The sequence below is a fragment of the Streptomyces sp. SP17BM10 genome, assembly GCF_036322405.1.
GTDB lineage: Bacteria > Actinomycetota > Actinomycetes > Streptomycetales > Streptomycetaceae > Kitasatospora.
In genome coordinates, this window is record NZ_JAQYXB010000514.1 from 72,117 (window position 1) to 91,711 (window position 19,595).

A 19,595-nucleotide genomic window follows, 5' to 3' on the forward strand; every position below is an offset into this window, starting at 1 on the left:
GCCGCCGCGGCCTCCGCGCGGCGATGCTGGTGCCCATGACGGAACGTGAGGAGCGGGGCATGAAGGTGATCGTGGCCGGGGCCGGAATCGGTGGACTGTGCCTGGCACAGGGGCTGGTCCGCGCCGGGATCGACGTACGGGTGTACGAACGCGAGCCGGCGGCGGACAGCCGCTACCAGGGCTTCCGGATCGCCCTGAACGAGCACGGGCTCGGCGCGCTGCGCGACTGCCTGCCGCCCCGGCTGTACCGGCTGCTGGAGGCCGTGACCGGTCCGCTCGTCGGGCAGCCGCGGGTGGTCGACCGGCACCTCACCGAGCTCCGCCGGCTCGACCCGACCGACGGCGGCGCGGCGGCCGACCGGCGCATCCTGCGGGAGATCCTCCTCGCCGGACTCGGCGACCGCGTCGAGTTCGGCCGGGCCGTCACCGGCTACGCCGAACTGCCGGACGGCCGCGTCGAGGTCCGCCTCTCCGACGGCGGCAGCACGGCGGGCGACCTCCTCGTCGGCGCGGACGGCGTCGGCTCGTCCGTACGGCGCCAACTGCTCCCCGACGCCCGGCTGGTCGACATCCCCGGCAACTCGCTCCTCGGGCGCACCCCGCTCACCGGGCGCTTCGCCGCCCTCGTCCCGGGCTTCGGCACCCTCGTGCAGGGCCCCGGGCTGACGATGCTCCTCGGCCGGATGGAGTTCCGCCGCCCGCCGAGGCTCGCGGCGGCCGAGCTCGCCCCCGAGGTCGAACTCCCCGACACCGACAGCTATCTGCGCTGGGTCGTCACCCTCCCCGAGCAGCTGACCGGCGACGACTGGGCGACCGTCCGCGACCTGCTGCTCCCGCTCCTCGACGGCTGGCATCCCGACCTCGTCGAGCTCGTCCGCGCGTCCGACGTGGTCAACAGCTCGCCGCTGACGCTCCGGTACACCGAGCCCGTCCCGCACTGGGGCACCGGCCCGGTCACCCTCCTCGGCGACGCGATACACACCATGCCCCCGAGCGCCGGCAAGGGTGCCAACACCGCCCTGCGCGACGCTGCCCTGCTCTGCCGCATGCTCACGGACGCCCATCGCGACGGGACCGGCCTGCACGAGGCCGTCGAGTCGTACGAGCACGAGATGCTCGCGTACGGCTTCGCCGCCGTGACCGAGAGCCTCGAACGGCTCCCGAACTTCACGCCGAAGCGCTGAGACGTGCGGCGATCAGCGGCCGGCATCCCTTAGGGTCGACCAATGGCCAAGTACTTCGACGTCCACCCGGACTCCCCCCAGCCGCGCACCATCAGCACCGTGGCCGACAGCCTCCGCTCCGGGGCCCTCATCGCCTACCCGACCGACTCCTGCTTCGCCCTGGGCTGCCGGCTGGACAACCGCGACGGCCTCGAACGGATCCGGACGATCCGCCGCCTCGACGAGCGGCACCACTTCACCCTGATGTGCGAGGACTTCGCGCAGCTGGGGCAGTTCGTGCAGCTCGACAACAACGTCTTCCGCGCCGTCAAGGCCGCGACGCCGGGCGGCTACACCTTCATCCTCCCGGCCACCAAGGAGGTGCCGCGGCGCCTCCTGCACCCGAAGAAGAAGACGGTGGGCGTCCGGATCCCCGACCACGCCGTCACCCGGGCGCTGCTCGCCGAACTCGGCGAGCCCCTGGTCTCCAGCACCCTGGTCCTCCCCGGCGAGGACGAGCCGATGACGCAGGGCTGGGAGATCAAGGAGCGCCTGGACCACGTGCTGGACGCCGTGGTCGACTCGGGCGACTGCGGCACGGAGCCGACGACGGTCGTCGACTTCTCCGGCGGCGAGCCGGAGATCGTGCGCCGGGGCGCCGGGGACCCGAGCCGCTTCGAGTGACGCGTCAGGCCGTGACGCGGTACCAGAAGCCGCCGGTGCGCAGGCCGACCTCGTGCACGTCCGTGCCCGTCTCCTTGGCCTCGTACATCGTGTCCGCGCCGGTGGCGGGGTCGGTGCCGGCGTAGAGCACGACATGCGTGGTGGTGTGCGCGTCCGTGCCGAAGTACTCCAGGTCGCCGGGGCGGCGCTGGGACTCGGTGATCGGCGTGAGGTGGCGGTCCAGCGTCTGCTGGTCGGTGTCGCCGCCGTTGGCGAGGTCGAAGCCGGCGCCGAACCAGTAGGCCGCCCGGACCAGACCCGAACAGTCCAGCCCGGCGGTGGTGTCGGCCGGGCAGGGCTGGATCGAGCCGGTGTAGCCGTCGCAGGTGCCCAGCGACGGGCCTGCGCCCTCGCCGCGCAGCGAGTGGCCGCCGCCCCACACGTACGGGACGCCCAGGAAGGCCTTGGCCGCGGAGAGGACCCTGACCGGGTCGACGGGGGTGCCGGGCGGCGGCGGGGTGCCGGTGGAGCCGGCGTCGCCGCTGTAGAGGGCGGCCTTGGTGCCCTGGCCGACGACGCCGTCGACGGCCAGGCCGTGGAAGGCCTGGAAGTCGCGCACGGCCGTGTCGGTGGCCGGCCCGAACCGGCCGTCCACCGTGAGCCGGGCGCCCAGCTTGTTCAGCATCGTCTGCAGGGTGGCGACGCATGGTCCGCTCGCGCCCGACCGCAGGTCGCCGCACTGGGTGCGCAGGTCGACGGCACCGGAGGCGGCCACGGCGGCGGCGTCGAGCGCCGCCTTCGTGGCGGGGCCGACGATGCCGTCGGCCGCCAGGGCGTGCGCGGCCTGGAAGACGCGCACGGCGGTCAGGGTGCCCGCGCCGAACCGGCCGTCCACGGCGATCGTGGCGCCGGTCAGGTCCAGCTCCAGTTGGAGCTGGGTGACGCAGCCGTCGGACTCGCCCTGCTGCACGTCCACCGGACAGGCCGACGAGGTCAGGGCTATCGGGGTGGGCGCGGTGGCCGCGGGCGCGGCGGAGGCGGTGAACGCGCCGAGGCCGGTCAGTGCGGCGGCCAGGGCGAGGCCGAGCGATAACCGGCGGCGGGCGGGAAGGAAGGTACGCACGGGTGGGCGCTCCAGGTGTCTGAGGATCTCGTGGATCTCCGGGCGAATCTCCGATGATTCGTCACCCGGGGGCCGTCGGCGGGGATCGACCCGCTGCCGCCGGTCCCGTCAGTCTGCCGGGCGATGGCCCCGGCGCAAGCCCGGTCGTGCCCGTCCCACCCGTCCCACGCCGCTGACCGGGACTTTGGTACTCCGGCCGGCGTGGATTGGAGACACCCCGGCCCGTCCCGATCGTCCCGGGCCCCGGTGCCCCGGCTCGTCCGGACCGTCCGGACCCGGGGTGCCCCGTCCCGCGACCGGCCGGGATGATCGCGGCTGGTCGCGGGCCGGTCCCACGGCCCGCCAACCGCACGGCGGATCCCGAGGTGATCGCCATACCGACCCGGCGGCCCGGCAGCCCGGCAGCCCGCTCACGGACTACCGGCCGGCGACGGCAACCGCGACGAGCTTCGACGCCGTCTTCGGTCTCGCACCACCTCCCCATCCCCACGATCCCGACCGGACGGTCCCTTGAGCGACACCGTCGACTACCTGGTCTGCGCCCTGGCCCTGCTGGCGACGGCCGCGCGGCTGGTCCTGACCCGCGGCCTGTGCCACCGCCCCGGCGAGCGCCGGCTGCTGGCCTTCATCCTCGGCATCGGCACGGCCATCGCCGTGCTCGCCCCGGCCACCCGGGCCGCCGTGCCGTGGGAGGGCGTGGCGCGGTACGTGCCGTTGCTCGGCTACGAGCTCAAGCTCGGCTCGGAGTGCGCGATCGCCCTGCTCGGGTACGCGGTGCGGCCGGCCGCCTCGGGTCCGGCCGCCGTCCGGCGCCAGGCGGTGGGCTCGGCGGTCGTCATGGCGGTGAGCGCGGTCGCGTACGTGGCGGGCGGGGTCCGGCCGCAGGGCGCGGACCTGGTGGCCGGTCCGGTCGGGCGCCTGCCGCTGACGCTCTTCAACGCCCTCTTCACGGTGCACGGTTGCTGGTGCGTCGCGGTGTTCGGCCTGGCGGTCCTGCGGTCCGCCGGGGAGGTCTCGCCCGGGCTGCCGAGGACGGGGCTGCGGCTGATCGTCGCCGGGACCGCGTGCGGGTTCGTTTGGTCGGCGCTGAGCGCGGTGCCGTTGTGGGAGACGCTGACGACCGGCCGCCAGGAGCTCGCGGAGGACGCCGTCTCGGCCCCGTTCGCCCTCGGCACGCTGCTCTTCGGCATCGGCGGCATGACGCTCGCCGTGTGGGCGGCCTTCCTGGCCCGCTCGGCGCGGCAGGTGCGGGCCTGGCGGGACTACCGGCGGCTCGAACCGTTGTGGTCGGCGCTGCACTCGGCGGTGCCGGAGATCTCGCTCACCGCACAGGTCGGGGTGCTGGGCCTCGGCGGGCCGCTGCGGAACCCGGAGTTCGCGCTCTACCGGCGCGTCATCGAGATCCGCGACGGTCAGCTCACGCTGCGGTCGCACGCCGATCCCCGGGTGCTCGGGTGGGCCGCGGCGGCGAGCGGGGGCGACGCGGCCGTCGTGGAGGCGGCCGTCCTCGCGGCCGCGCTGCAGTCGTCGGCGGCCGGGCAGCCTCCTTCCGCGGACGGGACGGACTACGCGCCGCGCGAGGTCGCGGCCGACCTCGCCGCCGAGACGGCCTGGCTGGTGACGGTGTCCCGGGCGTTCGCGCGCTCGGCGGTGGTGGCGCAGGTGCGCCGGGGACTGCACGAGGGCGAACCGTCCGGCCATCAACTGTCGTAAATTTCAGAGGATTTGGCAATCATCTCAGTTGACACCCTTCGGGTGCGCCGCCATCCTGGAGCCCGAACTCGCCGGGAAGGCGCTCGCCCACCTCGGCTGATCGTCAATGTCCCATCGGCCTGCAGGAGTTCGCCATGCTCGACATCATCTTCATCGTGCTGTGGGTCACCAACCGCAACCGCGCCAGGAACGCCGTCGACCCGGACGAGCGCGAGAAGTACGCCAAGCGCGCCAAGATCTTCGGCTGGCTGGAAATCGCGAACCTCGCCTTCGGCGTCCTGCTCGCGATATTGATCATCAGCAGCAGCCCCCGGTAGGGCTCGCGCGGAACGGCCGTCGGCCCGGTGTCCTCAGTGGGAGGACGCCGGGCCGACGCCTTGCGGGTCACGGCTGGGCCGTCAGGCCTTCACCGACGGGATGGTCGGAGCTCGGCGGCGCTCCGACCGCCCCGTGCCCCACCGGATCAGGGGCAGGTCTTCCAGGCGAGGTGGTAGACGGTGTTGATGCTGCCGTCGGTCGAGTCCATCGTCATGAAGCTCGTGGTGGAGGTCGGGTCCGAGGAGCCCGCGGCGACCCGGAGTTCGGTGTTGATGTTGAAGTTGCGCTCCTCCCCGCAGGGAGCCCAGACCAGGGCGGCGACGCCGACGGTGTCGGTCGCCTGCCAGTTGTCGTCGCGCGGGCCGTTGAAGCGGTGGGTCCCGTAGGCGGTCTGCGGGTCGCCCTGGAAGTAGTAGCCGGCCCGCTGGATGCCGACCGCTCCGCTCTCCAGGTGGGCGTAGCCGCGGTAGTCGGTGGAGGCGATCGCGTACGTGAAGCCCTGCGGGACGTGGACGCGGAGGTCGAGCTGACAGTTCTTCCGGAAGTCGGTGGGCTTCGATCCGACACCGACCTGGGCGAGGTACTGGCTGTAGGTGACGGTGAAGGCGGTGTTGTCCGGGGAGACGGCGACGGCGGCCGTCCCGACCGGGCAGCCGGAGCCGTTGACCGTCGCGACGTCGATGACGATCCGGTCGGGCGGTGTCGGGAGCGAGTCGCCACCGGAGACCGGTGAGCCGAAGAGCGAGGCGACGACGCCCGTCGCGGCGAGCACGCGGAGCAGCATGGGCTTCCCCTGTTCGTTCGTCCACGGGTCCGGGGCGGGCGGGCACGGCCGGCCCGGGCCGGCCTCACCCCGGATATGACGCGAACATGTCACCATAGGGTGCCCATCCACGTACAGGGGGTGAACACGACGGAGTGGCGGCGCAGGACGGGCCCCGGCGAGTGGATCACGCCAGCGGAGGCCATTGATTCGAGCCAAGTCGAAGGACGGGACGGGCCCCCGACGGTGGACTCCGGCAAGCCCTGACCAGCGGCGGCATCGACCGGGCGGCCGAAGGAACAGCCGCGATTCCCCGACCGTGCGCCCGGAAAGTCGACTTGCCGTCCTACAATGCGCCCGGAGTGAGAACGATCACCTGACCGATCACGCCGAGGGACGTCATGCCGTCCGCACGTTGATTGACGAAGCGTCAGCGCAGCTGGCCGGTCGCCGCGGCCGCCGTCGCGCTCGCCGCGACCACGATGTTCACCGCCGCCGGCGGGGCCGCCGAGGCCGCCGCCACCCCGCCCGGCGGCCTGCCGGGGTTCACGGACGGCTACGCGCTCAGCGACGGCCTGCGGATCCACTACGCGGTCGCCGGCCACGGCCCCGCGCTGGTGCTCCTGCACGGGTGGCCGGAGACCCTCCAGGCCTGGGGCCAGATCGCGCCCGCGCTCACCGCGAACCGCACCGTGATCGCCGTCGACCTGCGCGGCCTCGGCCGCTCGCAGCCCGCGGGCAGCGACGAGTACGGCACGTACACCGCCCTCACCCTGGCCGCCGACGTGCGTTCCGTCGTCGAGCACCTCGGCTTCGGCGACGCGGAGATCGCGGTGGCCGGCCACGACGTGGGCGGCGCGGTGGCGCTCGCCTACGCGGCCCGGTACCGCGACCAGGTGGACCACCTCGCGGTCCTGGAGGCGCCGCCGACCACCTGGTACCTCCAGCTCGTCGCCTCGAAGCCGAACCTCCTCTCGTGGGACTCCTTCGTCAACGGCCAGGCCAACGGCGTCACCGAGCAACTGGTCGCGGGCCGGGAGAAGGTCTTCTACGGCTCGGTCTACAACCGCGACGGCCGCGCGCCGAGCGCGAGGAACCAGCGCGAGTACGTCGCCGCCTACAGCCGTCCGGGCAGCACGCACGCGGGCTTCGAGTTCTTCCGTCAGCAGGACCAGGGCGAGCACGACGTGCAGGCACTGCTCGACTCCGCCCCGCTGGCCATGCCGGTGCTGGGCCTCGGCGGTCAGAACAGCATGCGCGGGTCGGTCGGCGAGGACCTCGGGAAGGTGGCCTCGCACGTGACCACCGCCGTGGCGCCCAACGCCAACCACTGGGTGCTGGAGGAGGAACCGCAGTTCATCGTCGACCAGCTGCGGCAGCTGCTGGCCACCTGAGAACAGGCGTCACGGCCTCGCGTCGCCGCCCCGGCGCCGCGCGTTTTCCGGCATGGGTGGAATCCCGGCCGCGCGCTTTTCGCGCACCGCCGGGCGGTCGGTCACGGTGGGGAGGCACTCACCCACCGACCGCCCGGATCCGAAAGGTCTCCGATGATCTTCATCACCGTGAAGTTCCCCGTCCGCCCCGAGTACAGCGCGCAGTGGCTGGACATCGTCCACGACTTCACCGTGGCGACCCGGGCCGAGCCGGGCAACCTGTTCTACGAGTGGTCCCGCAGCGTGGACGACCCCGACGAGTACGTCCTGGTCGAGGGCTTCCGCGACGGCGAGGCGGGCCGGGCGCACGTCGAGTCCGCGCACTTCCGGGAGGCCATGGAGAAGCTGTCCCACGCGATCGCCGCCCGGCCGAAGATCATCAGCGTCGACCTCCCCGACCGCGAGGGCTGGGACCTCATGGGCGAGCTCGCGCCCCGCGAGGCCTGAGTCCTCCGGCCCGGACGCCTGAACCAGGGGGCCGGTGACCGCACCGGGCGGATCACCGGCACACTGGAGTGATCACGGAGGACGAGCACGAGGAGCAGCACCCCATGGCCGGTCAGACCGGACCGCGCGCCGCGGACCGCACCCTGGAGGTGCTGGAGCTCGTCGCCGGGGCGGCCGCGCCGGTCTCCGCCAAGGCCCTCGCCCGCGGCCTCGGCTGCGCCCTCTCGACGGTCTACACGCTCCTCGCCCCGCTCACCGACCGCGGCTACCTGGTGCGCACCGACGGCGGCTACACCCTCGGCTACCAGGTCGCCGCGCTCCACCGCGCGTTCCGGCGGCAGGCGGGCCTGACCGACGGCGCCGACGGGATCGACGGCGTCCTCGCCCGCATGCGGCACGCCACCCGCGCCAGCGCCAACTACGTGGCCTACCAGGGCGACGGCCTGGTCGTCGCGGACGTGCGCACCGTCGCGGCGGACGGCGACGAACAGGCCGACCTCGCCGTCGGCGTCGACCCGCGCTCGCACGCCTACGCGCACGGCAAGATCGCGCTGGCCGCCGCCGGGGCCGCCGCGCGCCGCCGCTACGTCGAACAGCCCGGCCTGCGCCGGTTCACCCCCAACACCATCGCCTCCGCCGAACGCCTCGACGAGGAGCTGCGGCGGATCCGCCGCACCGGCGTCGCCCTGGACGTCGAGGAGGCCCGCGCCGGCCTGGCCTGCCTCGCGGCCCCCGTCCTCGGCACGGACGGCGCCGTGATCGGGAGCGTCTCCCTCGCCGTCCGCCCCGAGGACCTACGCACCCGCCGCCACCAGCTGATCGCCGCCGTCAAGCAGGCCGCCCGCGAGGCCTCGCCGGCGCAGCGGACCTGAGCCCGACTCCGGAGAGCCGCCGCCCGGCCGCACGGCCCCGGCCGCAGGCGTGCTCCGCCGGCCGCTCCGGTCATGCGGACGATCATCGCCCAGGGGCGGACGTCCGGCGGAGGCGGGGCCCGATCGCCGGATGCCGCGGCCGGCCGCCGAGTTCGCACTGTCGATGTTCGCGGCCTCGCGCAACGGCGAGCTCGACGTCACCGGATCCACGTGGAGGACGTCATCGGCCACCGTGCGAAGAGCGTCGAAGAGGTCCTGGAGGAGGCCGTGCGCTCGTGGTGAGCGGCCGGCACGCCACCCACCGCTGATCGGATCTCGACGTGGAGCCGCGCGCCGGGGAGACTGAGGGCATCTCATCCATGAAGGAGCTGTGATGCAGGTAGCCGTGGTCACCTTCGACGGTTTCAACGAACTCGACAGCTTCATCGCTTCCGCGTTGATCAACCGGTGCCGCAAGGACGGCCTGGAGGCCTTCATCACGACGCCGACTCCGGTCGTCACGTCGATGAACGGTGTCGAGGTGACCGGGCAGCGTCCGATGGAGTTCGTCACCGAGGCCGACGTCGTGCTGATCGGCAGCGGAGTGAAGACGCGGGACGTGGTCGCCGACGACCGGCTGATCTCCGGGCTGCTGCTCGACCCTTCGCGACAGCTCATCGGCGCCCAGTGCTCGGGCGCGCTGGTGCTGGCTCGGCTCGGGCTGCTGAAGGGCATGCCCGCCTGCACGGACATCATGACCCGGCCCTTCGTCGAGGCCCGCGACGTCACCGTGCTGGACGCGCCGTTCCACGCCGAGGGGAACATCGCCACGGCGGGCGGTTGCCTGGCGTCCCAGTACCTCGCCACCTGGGTCATCAGCCGCATGCTCGGTGAGGACGCCGCGCGCGACGTCATCGGCTACGTGGCTCCGGTCGGTGAGAACCAGGAGACCGTCGAACGCGCCTTCCGGGCCGTCCTCGCCGGGGAGGCTGCACTGCGCTGACGACGCCCTGCGAACCGTCGCGGCGGGCGACGACGGCGAGCCGAACCAGCCACCCGCGAAGCGCGGCGCTAGCGGGCCCCGGATCTGGCAAAGGGTTCTCTCCCGCCCCGTGCGGTGGCCGCCGAAGCCGCCGCCCACCCCCACACCCTGACCACCGAATCCCCCACGCGCCCGCCCCTGAACGGCAGTTGGCCCCGGGCCCCCGCCGACGCGTACCACCAGCAGATCGCCGACGCCCACCGTCGCCTGCCCGACGGCTTCGTCCTGCCGCCCGACCTCGCCCCGCTCGCCTACGAGCGCGGGCCTGCGCCGGCCGGGCTCCTCGCGAGGACGGTCGGGAGGTGACGCATCGGACGACGTCGATCTGCGGGGAGCCGGGTGGATCACGGGCCTTCAGGGTGCCTTGAGGAGGCTTCACCGGTTCTTAGGAGGTGCTCCGGCAGACTGCTGCCGGTCGCGCAGGGTGGATCGGTCGAAGGGGCGGGCGGGTGTCCGGAATAGGTGACGAGGACTCGGGGCCGGAGGGGAACCGGCGGCTCACCGCGCTCGTCGGGGCGCTGTTGCTGGTGCTGTTCGCCGCCCAGGGCGTGACGATCCTCTTCCTCGACCAGCTGCTCACCTGGCACTTCGTCATCGGGCTCGCGCTGATCGGGCCGGTCGCGCTCAAGGTCGCCGTCACCGGGTACCGTTTCGTGCGCTACTACGCGGGCGCGGCCGCCTACCGACGCCAGGGCCCGCCGGCCACGCCGCTGCGCGTGCTGGCGCCGCTGGTGGTGCTCCTCACCGTCGCCGTCCTCGCCACCGGCTGCACACTCGCGCTGGGCGGGCGGGACGCCTTCGGGCTGCCGGTGCTGTTCCTGCACAAGGCGTTCTTCTGGTGCTGGGCGGCCGTCACGGGCGTGCACGTCCTGGCGTACGTCTGGCGCCTGCCCCGGCTGATCGCTGCCGACCTGCCGCGGCGGCGGGCCGCCCGGCGCGCGGCCGCCCCGGTGGGCGGGGGCGGCCGGCGCTGGGCGGTGCTGGCCGTCGGGCTGGCCGCCGGTGCGGCGCTCGCGCTGTACGGCCCCTCGCTGGCCGGCCGGTGGGACGTCGGGCAGCCCCAGCACGTCGCCCGCCCGCACGACGGTCACCGTCACGCGCCAGGTCCCGGGGGCCCGGGATTCTGAGCGGCCGCCGCGCACCAGGCAGTATGGCGGTGGGCGGCGCAACCGACCGCCGTGGGCCACCGAGACGATCGGAACGAGATGAGTGCGGCGGAGACCGGCTCCCTGCGGGTGCTGGTGGTGGAGGACGACCCGGTGATCGCGGATTCCCTCGTGCGGGGCCTGCGGCAGGCCGGCTACCGCGCGGAGAGCGTCGACACGGGCCGCGCCGCCCTGACGGCCCCCACCCCCGACGTCTTCCTGCTCGACCTCGGCCTGCCGGACCTGGACGGCGTCGAGGTGTGCCGGCGGATCCGGCAGCGCTCGGACGCGGCGGTCATCGCCGTCACGGCGCGCGGCGAGGAGGCGGACCGCGTCCTCGCCCTCGACGAGGGCGCCGACGACTACCTCGTGAAGCCCTTCGGCCTCGCCGAGCTGCTGGCCCGCCTGCGCGCCGTGCTGCGCCGCACCCGCCCGTCCGAGCAGGAGCCGGTCCGCCACGGGCCCCTCGCCGTCGACCGGCGCACCCGCCGGGTGACGGTGAACGGGCAGGAGGTGGCCCTCACCCCGAAGGAGTTCGACATCCTCGCGTGCCTGGCCACCGACCCGGGCCGGGTGGTGACCCGCCAGGAGATCCTGGAGAGCGCCTGGGACGCCCACTGGTACGGACCGACCAAGGTCGTCGACGTCCACGTGGCCGCCCTGCGCCGCAAGCTCGGTGTCCCGGGCCTGATCGAGACCGCGTACGGGCGGGGCTTCCGGCTCGGCGAGGTCGCGGAGGCTCCGTGACCCGCCGGATCGTCCTCGCGCTCCTGGTGCTGTCCGTCGTGCTGGTGGCCGCGGCGGCGGTGCCACTGGGCCTGTCCATCACCGAGCGCGAGCGCCTCGCCTTCCGGATCGAGACGCAGGCCGCCGCCCGGGTGATCGCCGCCTCGGCGGAAGAGCACCTGTCGGACCACGAGTCGGCCACCGGGATGGTCACCGGCCTCGCCGAGGCGGCGAAGGCCGGGCACTGCGCGGCCGTCTACGACGCGCAGGGGCAGCCGATCGGCACGACCCCGTGCCCGGTACCGCCCGGTCCGGCGGAGGAACTGACGGGCCGGGCGCTGAAGGGGCAGGAGCCCGCGCCGCGCGAGGTGCACGGGCGGCTGGTCGCCGCCGAGCCCGTCGGCTCCTTCCGGCAGCCGACCGGCGCCGTCGTCCTGTCCCGCTCCACCGACCCGCTGGACGACCGGATCACCATCGCCTGGGCCTGGATCGGCCTGGTCGCCGCGGTCGGCGTCGCGGCCTCCGCCCTCCTGTCGGTACGCCTCGCCCGCTGGGTCGGACGCCCGCTGACCACCCTTGACACCGCGGCGCGGCACCTGGGCGAGGGACGGCTGGGCGAGCGCGCCGACGTCAGCGGCGGCCCGCCGGAGGTGCGCCGCCTCGCCGCCACGTTCAACACCATGGCGGCCCGGACGGAGGCGCTGATCCACGGCCACCAGGCCGTCGTCGCGGACGTCTCGCACCAGCTGCGCACCCCGCTCGCCGCCCTGCGGCTGCGGCTCGACCTCCTGGCCACCGCCGGCCCGGACAGCGCGCCGGAGCTGCTGGCCTCCGCCCAGGACGAGGTGGGCCGGCTCTCACGGCTCGTCGACGGGCTGCTCGCGGTCGCGCGCGCCGAGCAGACCGTGCCGAAGCCGGTGGCCGTGCCGGTCGACGAGGTCGCGGCGGAGCGGGTGGCGGCCTGGGAGCCGGTCGCGCAGGAGAAGGGGATCCGGCTGACGTTCCGGGGCGGCACGGGCGCCGGACCGGTCGTGTCGCTGGGGCCCGACGCCTTGGAACAGGTCCTGGACAACCTGCTGGACAACGCCCTCGACGCCGTCCCCGACGGCGGCACGGTGACCGTCGACCGCAGCCGGAGACCGGACGGCGTCCGGCTGCGGATCGTCGACGACGGCCCCGGGATGACCCCCGAGGCCCGCGACCAGGCCTTCCGCCGCTTCGGCAACACCAAGGCGCGCGGCACCGGGCTCGGCCTCGCCATCGTCCACCGGCTCATCACGGCCAACGGCGGCAGCATCCGGTTGGAGGACTCGCCGGGCGGCGGGCTCACCGTCGTGATCGACCTGCCGCTGTGGCGGGACGCCGACCGGGCGTCGTGATCTTTACCGGTCCTGAACGGGTTGTGAGCAGGTCCCAGGGAACGGCGGACGGATCGTGGTTCGCCTGACCGGCAACGCCCGATCAGGGCCGCCCGACCAGACCCGACGGATCCCGAGGAGCGCCCGCATGGCCGAACGCCGCGCCCACCCCGTGCCCGATCCGGCGGTCCGGCACCGCGACCACGGTCTCCGCCGGGTCTCGGCGGCCACCCGCTGGACGGTCGTGGCCGCCGCCACCGGCTCCACTGCTCTGGGCCTGGCCTACGCCGCGCTCGCTCCGGGCACCTCCGCCGCGCCCCCTCCGGCGCAGGATGCGCCACCGCCGACGGGGACGCCGTCGTCGCCGGCGCCGGTGCCGGTGCCGGTGCCCACGCCCGACTCCGCGTCTCCTTCGGTCGTCCCTTCGGACACCCCTTCGGCCACGCCGAGCGCCACCGCACCCCGCGACGACGTCACGTCCGCGCCTCCGGCGCCCGCCCCCGCGTCCACTCCCGCGCCGAAGCCGAAGCACACCGCCTCCGCCGCCCCCGCGCTCACCCCACCGGCCCAGCCTCCGGCCGCCACCCCGAAGCCGGCGCAGACCACCACCGGCGCGTCGTGACCCGCCGCCACGCCGTCCGCGGCGGCGCGACGAGCTTCCCGGCCCTGGGCACCACGGCGACCGTGCTCACCGCCGACCACCGCGCGCTGTCCGAGGCCGAGCGGATCCTCCGGGACGAGCTCGCCGCCGTCGACCGGGCCTGCAGCCGCTTCCGCCCGGACTCCGAGCTCGGCAAGGTCAACGCCGCCGCCGGACGACCGGTGGCGGTCGGCGGGCTCTTCGCCCTCGCCCTCCAGGCCGCTCTCCGCGCCGCCGAGCTCACGGACGGGGCCGTCGACCCCACCGTCGGCCGGGCCGTGACCGCGCTCGGGTACGACCGCTCGTTCGCCGCCCTGCGACCCCAGGACGCCGTGCCGCTGCCGGTGGCACGGCCCGCGAGCGGCTGGCGGGACGTCGCGTGGGACCCCCAGGCCAGACGCGTCCGCGTGCCGCGCGGCACCACCCTCGACCTCGGCGCGACGGCCAAGGCCCTCGCCGCCGACCTGGCCTGCGAACGGATCGCCGCCACCACCGGCAGCGGCGTGCTCGTCAACCTCGGCGGCGACCTCGCCACCTCGGGACCGGCACCCGCCGAGGGCTGGGCCGTCGGCCTCGCCGACGACCACGGCGCCACGGCCCCCGGTCCGGTGGTGGCCATCGCCTCCGGCGCACTCGCCACCTCGGGCACCGGCGTCCGCGCGTGGCGGCGCGGCGGGCGGGCCGTCCACCACATCGTCGACCCGGCCACCGGCCGCCCCGCCGAGTCGCACTGGCGCACCGTCACCGTGGCCGCCGCCACGTGCGTGGACGCCAACACCGCGAGCACGGCGGCGATCGTCCTCGGCCCGGCCGCGTTCCCCTGGCTGGCCACCACCGGCCTCCCGGCCCGCCTGGTCGACCACGACGGTGCTGTCACCCGCACCGGCGCGTGGCCCGACGAGTTCGGGGGCTCCCACCGATGAACGCCGTCACCACGTCCGTGAACGCCGGCGCAGCCACCGCCCGCACCCGCGTCGGTGCCCGGCCCGACGAGCCCGCCGGAGCCCACCGATGAACGCCGTCAGCACGCTCGCCTCCAACCCGCTCTGGTACGCGGCCCGCGCGGGCGGCACCGTCGCCCTCGTCCTGCTCACCGCGAGCACCACCCTCGGCGTCGCCGTCGGCGGGCGGGCCGTGCCCAGGAGGCTCGGACGGTTCGAGGTGAGCCTGCTCCACCGCAACGTCGCCGTCCTCACCGTCGTCTTCCTCGCCCTGCACATCGTCACCGCGATCGTCGACCCCTACGTCCACCTCGGCTGGGCCGTCGCCGTCCTGCCGTTCGGCAGCGGCTACCGGCCGCTGTGGCTCGGGCTCGGCACCGTCGCCTTCGACCTGTTGCTGGCCGTCCTGGTCACCACCGCGCTGCGCCTGCGCCTCGGACGCGCGCGCTGGAAGGCGGTGCACTGGCTCGCGTACGCGGCGTGGCCGGTCGCGCTGTTCCACGCCGCCGGCACCGGCACGGACACCCGCCTGCCGCTCCAACTCGTCCTGTACGGCGCGTGCTTGGCGGCCGTCGTGACCGCCGCATGGTGGCGCCTGTACCGGGCCGGGCCCGGCCGCCGTCTGGTCCGATTCGGCGGGGCGCTCGCCGCCGTGGCCGTCCCCGCCCTGGCCGCCGGGTTCCTCACCGCCGGGCCGCTGCAGCCCGGTTGGGCCCATCGTGCCGCGGTCTTCTCGCTGGCCGCCCTCGGAGGGGCCCGGTGACCGCCTCCCCGCTCGACCCGATCCCGCGGCTGCTCGGCGCCACCGGCGAACCGCTGGACCTGGCCGCGCACCTCGCCCAGCACGGCCCCGCTCCCCGGCCGGGCGCAGCGCTGGTCGCCACGGTCGAGGAGGCCGGGCTGACGGGGCGCGGCGGCGCCGGTTTCCCGACCGGCCGCAAGCTGCGGGCCGTCGCGGCGCAACGCCGCCGCTGGCGCGGGCGACCGGTGGTGGTCGCCAACGGGATGGAGAGCGAGCCGCTGAGCCGCAAGGACAGCACCCTTCTCGACGTTTCCCCGCACCTCGTCCTGGACGGCGCCGTGCTCGCGGCCGAGGCCGTCGGGGCCGACCGGGTGCACCTGTGCGTGCCCCGCACCCGCGCCGGGCAACTGCGCGCTCTGACGGCCGCCGTGGACGAGCGGCGGGCCGCCGGGCTCGACTCCGTTCCCGTCCGGGTGGAGGCGGCGCCGCACGGTTACGTGACCAGCGAGTCCAGCGCCCTCGTGCAGTGGCTCGACGGCGGGCCGGCCCGGCCGACCACCGCGCCGCCGCGGTCCCACGAGAAGGGCGTGCGCGGGCGGCCCACGCTGGTCCAGAACGTCGAGACGCTCGCCCACCTCGCGCTGATCGCCCGGCACGGGGCGCAGTGGTTCCGCCGGGCCGGTACCGCCGCCTCCCCCGGCACCGTGCTGATCACGGTGACCGGTGCGGTCCGCCGCCCGGCCGTCCTCGAAACCGACCCGGGCACGCCGCTCGGCACGCTGCTGCGGCAGGCGGGCGGTGCCGAACGGCCGCTCCAGGCGGTGCTCGTGGGCGGCTTCGCCGGCACGTGGCTGCCGCTTCCGCACGCCCTGCGCCGGCCGTTCGACCGCGAGGGCCTCGCCCCGCACGCCGCGCCCGGTGCCGGCGTGATCGCGGCCCTGCCGCAGGACGCCTGCCCGCTCGCCGAGACCGCGCGCATCCTCGCCTACCTGGCCGCCGGCGGGGCCCGGCAGTGCGGCCCGTGCCGCTTCGGCCTGCCCGCCGTCGCCGAGGACGTCACCGCCCTCGCCGAGGGCCGCGCGACGCCCGAGCTCCTGGACCGCCTCCGCCACCGGGTCGGCCTCCTGCCCGGCCGCGGCGCGTGCGGGCACCCGGACGGCGCCGCCAGACTCGCCGCCGGCGCCCTCACCGTCTTCCGCGCCGATGTCGAGCGCCACCTGCACCACGGTTCCTGCCACCGCGCGACGGCCCTGGCCGTGCCGCCCGCGACCCCGACGGAGGAGTGGAGATGACCGCCCCCGACCGCCAGGCCCTGCGCATCGACCGGATCGCCTGCACCGGCCACGGCCAGTGCGCCGAGCTCCTCCCCGAGCTCATCGCCCTCGACGAGTGGGGCTACCCCGTCCAGCTCGACACCACCGTCCCGCGCCGCCTGCGCTCCCACGTCCGCCGGGCCGTACGGGCGTGCCCGCGCCTGGCGCTGAGCACCTCCCGGGACTGAGAGCGAATCAGCTCCGGAGCAGCGCCAGCAGGCTGCGGCGCGCCACGTCCACGTGCTCCCCGGCGAGCCGGTCGAGCACGTCCTCCGCGCCGCCCTCCCGCAGCAGACGGGCGAGTTCGCGGTGCTCGTCGACGACCAGTGCGCGGTACTGGCCGTGGGCGAGCGTCACCCGTTGCAGCTGGAACAGGAACACCTGCGACCGCACGGCCTGCCAGGCCTCGGTGAGGCGGCGGTTGCCGGCGGCGTCGTAGATCCGGTCGTGGAAGGCCATGTCGAGGGCGAGCAGGCGCGGCACGCCGGCTCCGGCGGCGAGTTCGGCGGCCATCTCGTCGACGAGCCGGTCGAGCGCGTCGAGCTGCTGCGGCGTCGCCCGGCGCAGCGCGGTGACGGCGGCCAGGCGGTCGAGCGCGGCGCGGACGCGGTAGACCTCCTCGACATCGACGGCGCTCGCCTCGACGACGGTGGTCGGGCGGTGCCAGCCCGTACGGATCAGCCCCTCGCGCTGGAGCTGGGCGAGGCCCTCGCGGACGGCGCCGCGGCTGACGCCGAGCGAGGCGGCGAGCTCGACCTCCCGCAGCGGGGCGCCGGGCGGGAAGCGCCCGTCGAAGATCGCGTCGCGGACCGCGTCCGCGCACTCGTCGGCGAGGCCGCGCCGGGCTGCCTTCCGCAGGGGTTCATCCGTCATGTTCGAATGTTGACATCAGGACATCCCGCGGATCAAGGTGGGGCCATGACCCGTCCTGCCTTTCATCTCGCCGTCCCGGTCGACGACCTGGCCCGGGCCCGCGCCTTCTACGGCGGCGTGCTCGGCCTCCCGGAGGGCCGCTCGACCGGCCACTGGGTCGACTGGGACTTCCACGGCCATCAGCTGGTGACGCACCTCGTGGCCGCTCCCCGTCCGGACGCGCCCGGACACGGCACGGTCGACGGCCACGCCGTGCCCGTGCCGCACTTCGGGCTGGTCCTGGGCACCGGCGCGTTCCACGCGCTCGCCGGGCGGCTGACGGAGGCGGGCACCGCGTTCGTCATCGAGCCGACGCTGCGCTTCGCCGGGCAGCCGGCCGAGCAGTGGACGATGTTCCTGCTCGATCCGGCCGGGAACGCGCTGGAGTTCAAGGCGTTCCGCGACGAGTCCCGGATGTTCGCGCGATGAGCGCGGCGAGCACGAGGAGCACGGCGAGCCCGGCGCGGGGCGTGCTGGTCACCGGCGCGTCCCGGGGCATCGGCCGGGCCGTGGCCCACGCCTTCGCCGCCCGGGGCGACCGTGTCGCCGTCCACTACGGCTCGGACGCCGCCCAGGCCGGAGCCACGTTGGCCGCCCTGCCCGGCGAGGGTCATGTCGTCGTCGGCGGCGACCTCGCCGACCCGGACGCGGCCGAGCGGATCGCCGCGACCGCGGAGAGCGCGCTCGGCGGCGTGGACGTCCTGGTCAACAACGCCGCCGTCGCCACCTCGGCGGCCAACGCCCACCCGGTGGCGGAGGTGTCCTACGAGGACTGGCAGCGGGTCTGGCGCCGGATGGTCGACGTCAACCTCCTGGGCGCGGCGAACCTCGGCTACTGCGTCGCCCGCCGCATGATCGCGCGCGGCGCGCCCGGCCGGATCGTCCACATCGGCTCGCGCGGCGCCTTCCGCGGGGAGCCCGACCACCCCGCGTACGGCGCGAGCAAGGCCGCCCTGCACGCCCTCGGACAGTCCCTCGCGGTCGCCCTGGCCCCGCACGGCATCGCGGTCACGTCGGTCGCCCCCGGCTTCACCGCCACCGACCGCGTCGCGGACCGCCTGACCGGGCCGTCCGGCCGGGCGCTGCGCGAACAGAGCCCGTTCGGCCGGGTCGGCACCCCGGAGGAGGTCGCGGCCGCCGTCCTCTACCTGGCCTCCCCGGAGGCGACGTGGGCCTCCGGCACGGTGCTCGACCTCAACGGGGCTTCGCACCTTCGGCTTTGAGCGGGGACGGGGTCGACCGGCCATCGAGCGGCGCGGCCGCAGGCCCGTCGACACCTCCCGGGCCCGCCGCATGCGGCGGGCCCGGCCCCTCAGAGTGCGAACATCGCGCGGTACGGCGGGGTGATGCGCTCCTGCCGGGACCCGAAGTCGACGAGCACGGCGGTGTCGCCGTCGCCCTCGACCCCGATGACGCGACCGAGGCCGTACCGGTCATGGGTGACCCGGTCACCGACGGCGAAGTGCTTGGAGGGAGGCTCCACCGGGGGCTTGAACGGACTGCTCGGCAGAGGGCGGCGGGCCGCTGGATAATTGCTCATCCCCTCCAGTATGCGCCGGAAACCACAGGCGCGGGTCTTCTTCGGCGCACGCGAGTTCGAGCCGACCCCGGGAGCCGGCCTCCGGGTCGTGGGCGGCGACCGCGCACGGCTGCGCCAACCGGCCTTCCCGCCCGGCACGTTGACGGCCGCGACGGCCGGGGCCGGCACCCTCGGGCACGCGTCCCCGAAAATCGGTGGCGGAAGATTCACCCACGACGGCCGCGGGCCTGGTAGAGTCGTTTTCAGTTGCAGTAGTAGTTCCCATGAACTTGTGTGCGCCTGCAGACTTTTCGCGGGCGCATTTTTTGTTCCCCGGCTCTTCCCGGTGGGCGCTCCATACGGTGACTCGAAGCCCGCGCGGTGCGTGCTTCGGACAGTCCCTTGAAGGAGATTTCTTAATGGCTAATGGCACTGTGAAGTGGTTCAACTCGGAAAAGGGCTTCGGCTTCATCGAGCAGGAGGGTGGCGGCCCGGACGTGTTCGCCCACTACTCGAACATCAACGCCAACGGTTTCCGCGAGCTGCTCGAGGGCCAGAAGGTCGAGTTCGACGTCACGCAGGGCCAGAAGGGCCCGCAGGCCGAGAACATTCGCCCGCTGTAGTCCTGCTGCCCACGGCATCCGCCTGGCAGTGAAGGGCCCGCACCGCGCACATGCGCGGTGCGGGCCCTTCGGCTTTCCTGCAGAACTCCCCCGGCCCGCTGTGCCCGTGGCGGACTCCGAGCACAACGGTCGGCCGACGACCTCGGATTTCCGGTGCGGG

24 protein-coding genes are annotated in these 19,595 nt (G+C 74.7%); 20 read left to right on the forward strand and 4 right to left on the reverse strand.

Annotated elements, in window-relative coordinates:
* Nucleotides 1–35: 35 nt before the first annotated feature.
* A complete protein-coding gene (locus PUR71_RS09630; RefSeq protein WP_329926068.1) occupies nucleotides 36–1,184 on the forward strand; it encodes an FAD-dependent oxidoreductase in 1,149 nt (382 codons plus the stop codon).
* 42 nt (nucleotides 1,185–1,226) lie between these two features.
* Nucleotides 1,227–1,847 (forward strand): L-threonylcarbamoyladenylate synthase, encoded by a 621-nt coding sequence (locus PUR71_RS09635; protein WP_329926070.1) that lies wholly within the window; start codon nucleotides 1,227–1,229, stop codon nucleotides 1,845–1,847.
* A gap of 4 nt (nucleotides 1,848–1,851) precedes the next feature.
* Here the strand turns inward: PUR71_RS09635 and PUR71_RS09640 are convergent, their stop codons facing one another.
* A complete protein-coding gene (locus tag PUR71_RS09640) occupies nucleotides 1,852–2,949 on the reverse strand; it encodes a C40 family peptidase (RefSeq protein ID WP_329926072.1) in 1,098 nt (365 codons plus the stop codon).
* A 510-nt stretch (nucleotides 2,950–3,459) separates the two neighbouring features.
* On the opposite strand from PUR71_RS09640, the gene PUR71_RS09645 reads away from it, so the two are divergent.
* Nucleotides 3,460–4,662 carry an MAB_1171c family putative transporter gene (locus PUR71_RS09645; protein WP_329926074.1) on the forward strand — a complete coding sequence of 401 codons (1,203 nt, stop codon included), beginning with the start codon at nucleotides 3,460–3,462 and terminating at the stop codon, nucleotides 4,660–4,662.
* Between the two features lie 134 nt (nucleotides 4,663–4,796).
* Nucleotides 4,797–4,979 (forward strand): hypothetical protein, encoded by a 183-nt coding sequence (locus PUR71_RS09650; RefSeq protein WP_329926076.1) that lies wholly within the window; start codon nucleotides 4,797–4,799, stop codon nucleotides 4,977–4,979.
* 146 nt (nucleotides 4,980–5,125) lie between these two features.
* On the opposite strand, the gene PUR71_RS09655 is transcribed toward PUR71_RS09650, so the two are convergent.
* Nucleotides 5,126–5,761, reverse strand: coding sequence for a DUF4360 domain-containing protein (locus tag PUR71_RS09655; protein WP_329926260.1), 636 nt, complete (start codon nucleotides 5,759–5,761; stop codon nucleotides 5,126–5,128).
* 401 nt (nucleotides 5,762–6,162) lie between these two features.
* On the opposite strand from PUR71_RS09655, the gene PUR71_RS09660 reads away from it, so the two are divergent.
* The 13 genes from PUR71_RS09660 (at nucleotide 6,163) to PUR71_RS09720 (ending at nucleotide 16,569) form a co-directional block, all read left to right on the forward strand.
* Nucleotides 6,163–7,137, forward strand: coding sequence for an alpha/beta fold hydrolase (locus PUR71_RS09660; RefSeq protein WP_329926078.1), 975 nt, complete (start codon nucleotides 6,163–6,165; stop codon nucleotides 7,135–7,137).
* Nucleotides 7,138–7,290: 153 nt separating this feature from the next.
* Complete coding sequence (locus tag PUR71_RS09665) at nucleotides 7,291–7,623, forward strand: putative quinol monooxygenase (RefSeq protein WP_329926080.1); 333 nt, start codon at nucleotides 7,291–7,293, stop codon at nucleotides 7,621–7,623.
* A 104-nt stretch (nucleotides 7,624–7,727) separates the two neighbouring features.
* Entirely contained in the window at nucleotides 7,728–8,495 is a 768-nt protein-coding gene (locus PUR71_RS09670) for an IclR family transcriptional regulator (RefSeq protein WP_329926082.1), read from the forward strand.
* A gap of 373 nt (nucleotides 8,496–8,868) precedes the next feature.
* Nucleotides 8,869–9,477: a DJ-1/PfpI family protein gene (locus PUR71_RS09675; protein WP_329926084.1), complete on the forward strand. Its 609-nt coding sequence runs from the start codon at nucleotides 8,869–8,871 to the stop codon at nucleotides 9,475–9,477.
* A gap of 114 nt (nucleotides 9,478–9,591) precedes the next feature.
* The gene (locus PUR71_RS09680) at nucleotides 9,592–9,822 is read left to right on the forward strand and encodes a hypothetical protein (protein WP_329926086.1); all 231 of its coding nucleotides are present in this window, start codon (nucleotides 9,592–9,594) and stop codon (nucleotides 9,820–9,822) included.
* Nucleotides 9,823–9,965: 143 nt separating this feature from the next.
* Nucleotides 9,966–10,643, forward strand: coding sequence for a hypothetical protein (locus PUR71_RS09685; protein ID WP_329926088.1), 678 nt, complete (start codon nucleotides 9,966–9,968; stop codon nucleotides 10,641–10,643).
* A gap of 78 nt (nucleotides 10,644–10,721) precedes the next feature.
* Nucleotides 10,722–11,408 carry a response regulator transcription factor gene (locus PUR71_RS09690; protein ID WP_329926091.1) on the forward strand — a complete coding sequence of 229 codons (687 nt, stop codon included), beginning with the start codon at nucleotides 10,722–10,724 and terminating at the stop codon, nucleotides 11,406–11,408.
* Complete coding sequence (locus tag PUR71_RS09695) at nucleotides 11,405–12,766, forward strand: sensor histidine kinase (RefSeq protein WP_329926093.1); 1,362 nt, start codon at nucleotides 11,405–11,407, stop codon at nucleotides 12,764–12,766. The genes PUR71_RS09690 and PUR71_RS09695 overlap by 4 nt, the downstream gene beginning before the upstream one ends.
* A 127-nt stretch (nucleotides 12,767–12,893) precedes the next feature.
* Nucleotides 12,894–13,367, forward strand: a complete 474-nt coding sequence (locus PUR71_RS09700) for a hypothetical protein (protein ID WP_329926095.1) — start codon at nucleotides 12,894–12,896, stop codon at nucleotides 13,365–13,367.
* On the forward strand, nucleotides 13,364–14,308 hold the full coding sequence (locus tag PUR71_RS09705) for an FAD:protein FMN transferase (RefSeq protein ID WP_329926097.1): 945 nt from the start codon (nucleotides 13,364–13,366) through the stop codon (nucleotides 14,306–14,308). Before PUR71_RS09700 ends, PUR71_RS09705 begins: the two co-directional genes overlap by 4 nt.
* Before the next feature lie 88 nt (nucleotides 14,309–14,396).
* Nucleotides 14,397–15,089: a ferric reductase gene (locus tag PUR71_RS09710; protein WP_329926099.1), complete on the forward strand. Its 693-nt coding sequence runs from the start codon at nucleotides 14,397–14,399 to the stop codon at nucleotides 15,087–15,089.
* Nucleotides 15,086–16,360, forward strand: coding sequence for an NADH-ubiquinone oxidoreductase-F iron-sulfur binding region domain-containing protein (locus PUR71_RS09715; protein WP_329926101.1), 1,275 nt, complete (start codon nucleotides 15,086–15,088; stop codon nucleotides 16,358–16,360). Before PUR71_RS09710 ends, PUR71_RS09715 begins: the two co-directional genes overlap by 4 nt.
* Nucleotides 16,357–16,569, forward strand: a complete 213-nt coding sequence (locus PUR71_RS09720; RefSeq protein WP_329926103.1) for a ferredoxin — start codon at nucleotides 16,357–16,359, stop codon at nucleotides 16,567–16,569. The genes PUR71_RS09715 and PUR71_RS09720 overlap by 4 nt, the downstream gene beginning before the upstream one ends.
* A 7-nt stretch (nucleotides 16,570–16,576) precedes the next feature.
* Here the strand turns inward: PUR71_RS09720 and PUR71_RS09725 are convergent, their stop codons facing one another.
* Entirely contained in the window at nucleotides 16,577–17,254 is a 678-nt protein-coding gene (locus PUR71_RS09725) for a GntR family transcriptional regulator (RefSeq protein ID WP_329926105.1), read from the reverse strand.
* Nucleotides 17,255–17,299: 45 nt separating this feature from the next.
* Here PUR71_RS09725 and PUR71_RS09730 point away from each other — a divergent pair, with 45 nt between their 5' ends.
* Both PUR71_RS09730 and PUR71_RS09735 read left to right on the forward strand, forming a co-directional pair.
* Entirely contained in the window at nucleotides 17,300–17,722 is a 423-nt protein-coding gene (locus PUR71_RS09730; RefSeq protein ID WP_329926107.1) for a VOC family protein, read from the forward strand.
* Nucleotides 17,719–18,516 (forward strand): SDR family NAD(P)-dependent oxidoreductase, encoded by a 798-nt coding sequence (locus tag PUR71_RS09735; RefSeq protein ID WP_329926109.1) that lies wholly within the window; start codon nucleotides 17,719–17,721, stop codon nucleotides 18,514–18,516. The genes PUR71_RS09730 and PUR71_RS09735 overlap by 4 nt, the downstream gene beginning before the upstream one ends.
* A gap of 89 nt (nucleotides 18,517–18,605) precedes the next feature.
* On the opposite strand, the gene PUR71_RS09740 is transcribed toward PUR71_RS09735, so the two are convergent.
* Entirely contained in the window at nucleotides 18,606–18,833 is a 228-nt protein-coding gene (locus PUR71_RS09740; protein ID WP_329926111.1) for a hypothetical protein, read from the reverse strand.
* A 398-nt stretch (nucleotides 18,834–19,231) separates the two neighbouring features.
* Here PUR71_RS09740 and PUR71_RS09745 point away from each other — a divergent pair, with 398 nt between their 5' ends.
* Nucleotides 19,232–19,435, forward strand: a complete 204-nt coding sequence (locus PUR71_RS09745; RefSeq protein ID WP_045694210.1) for a cold-shock protein — start codon at nucleotides 19,232–19,234, stop codon at nucleotides 19,433–19,435.
* Nucleotides 19,436–19,595: the final 160 nt, after the last annotated feature.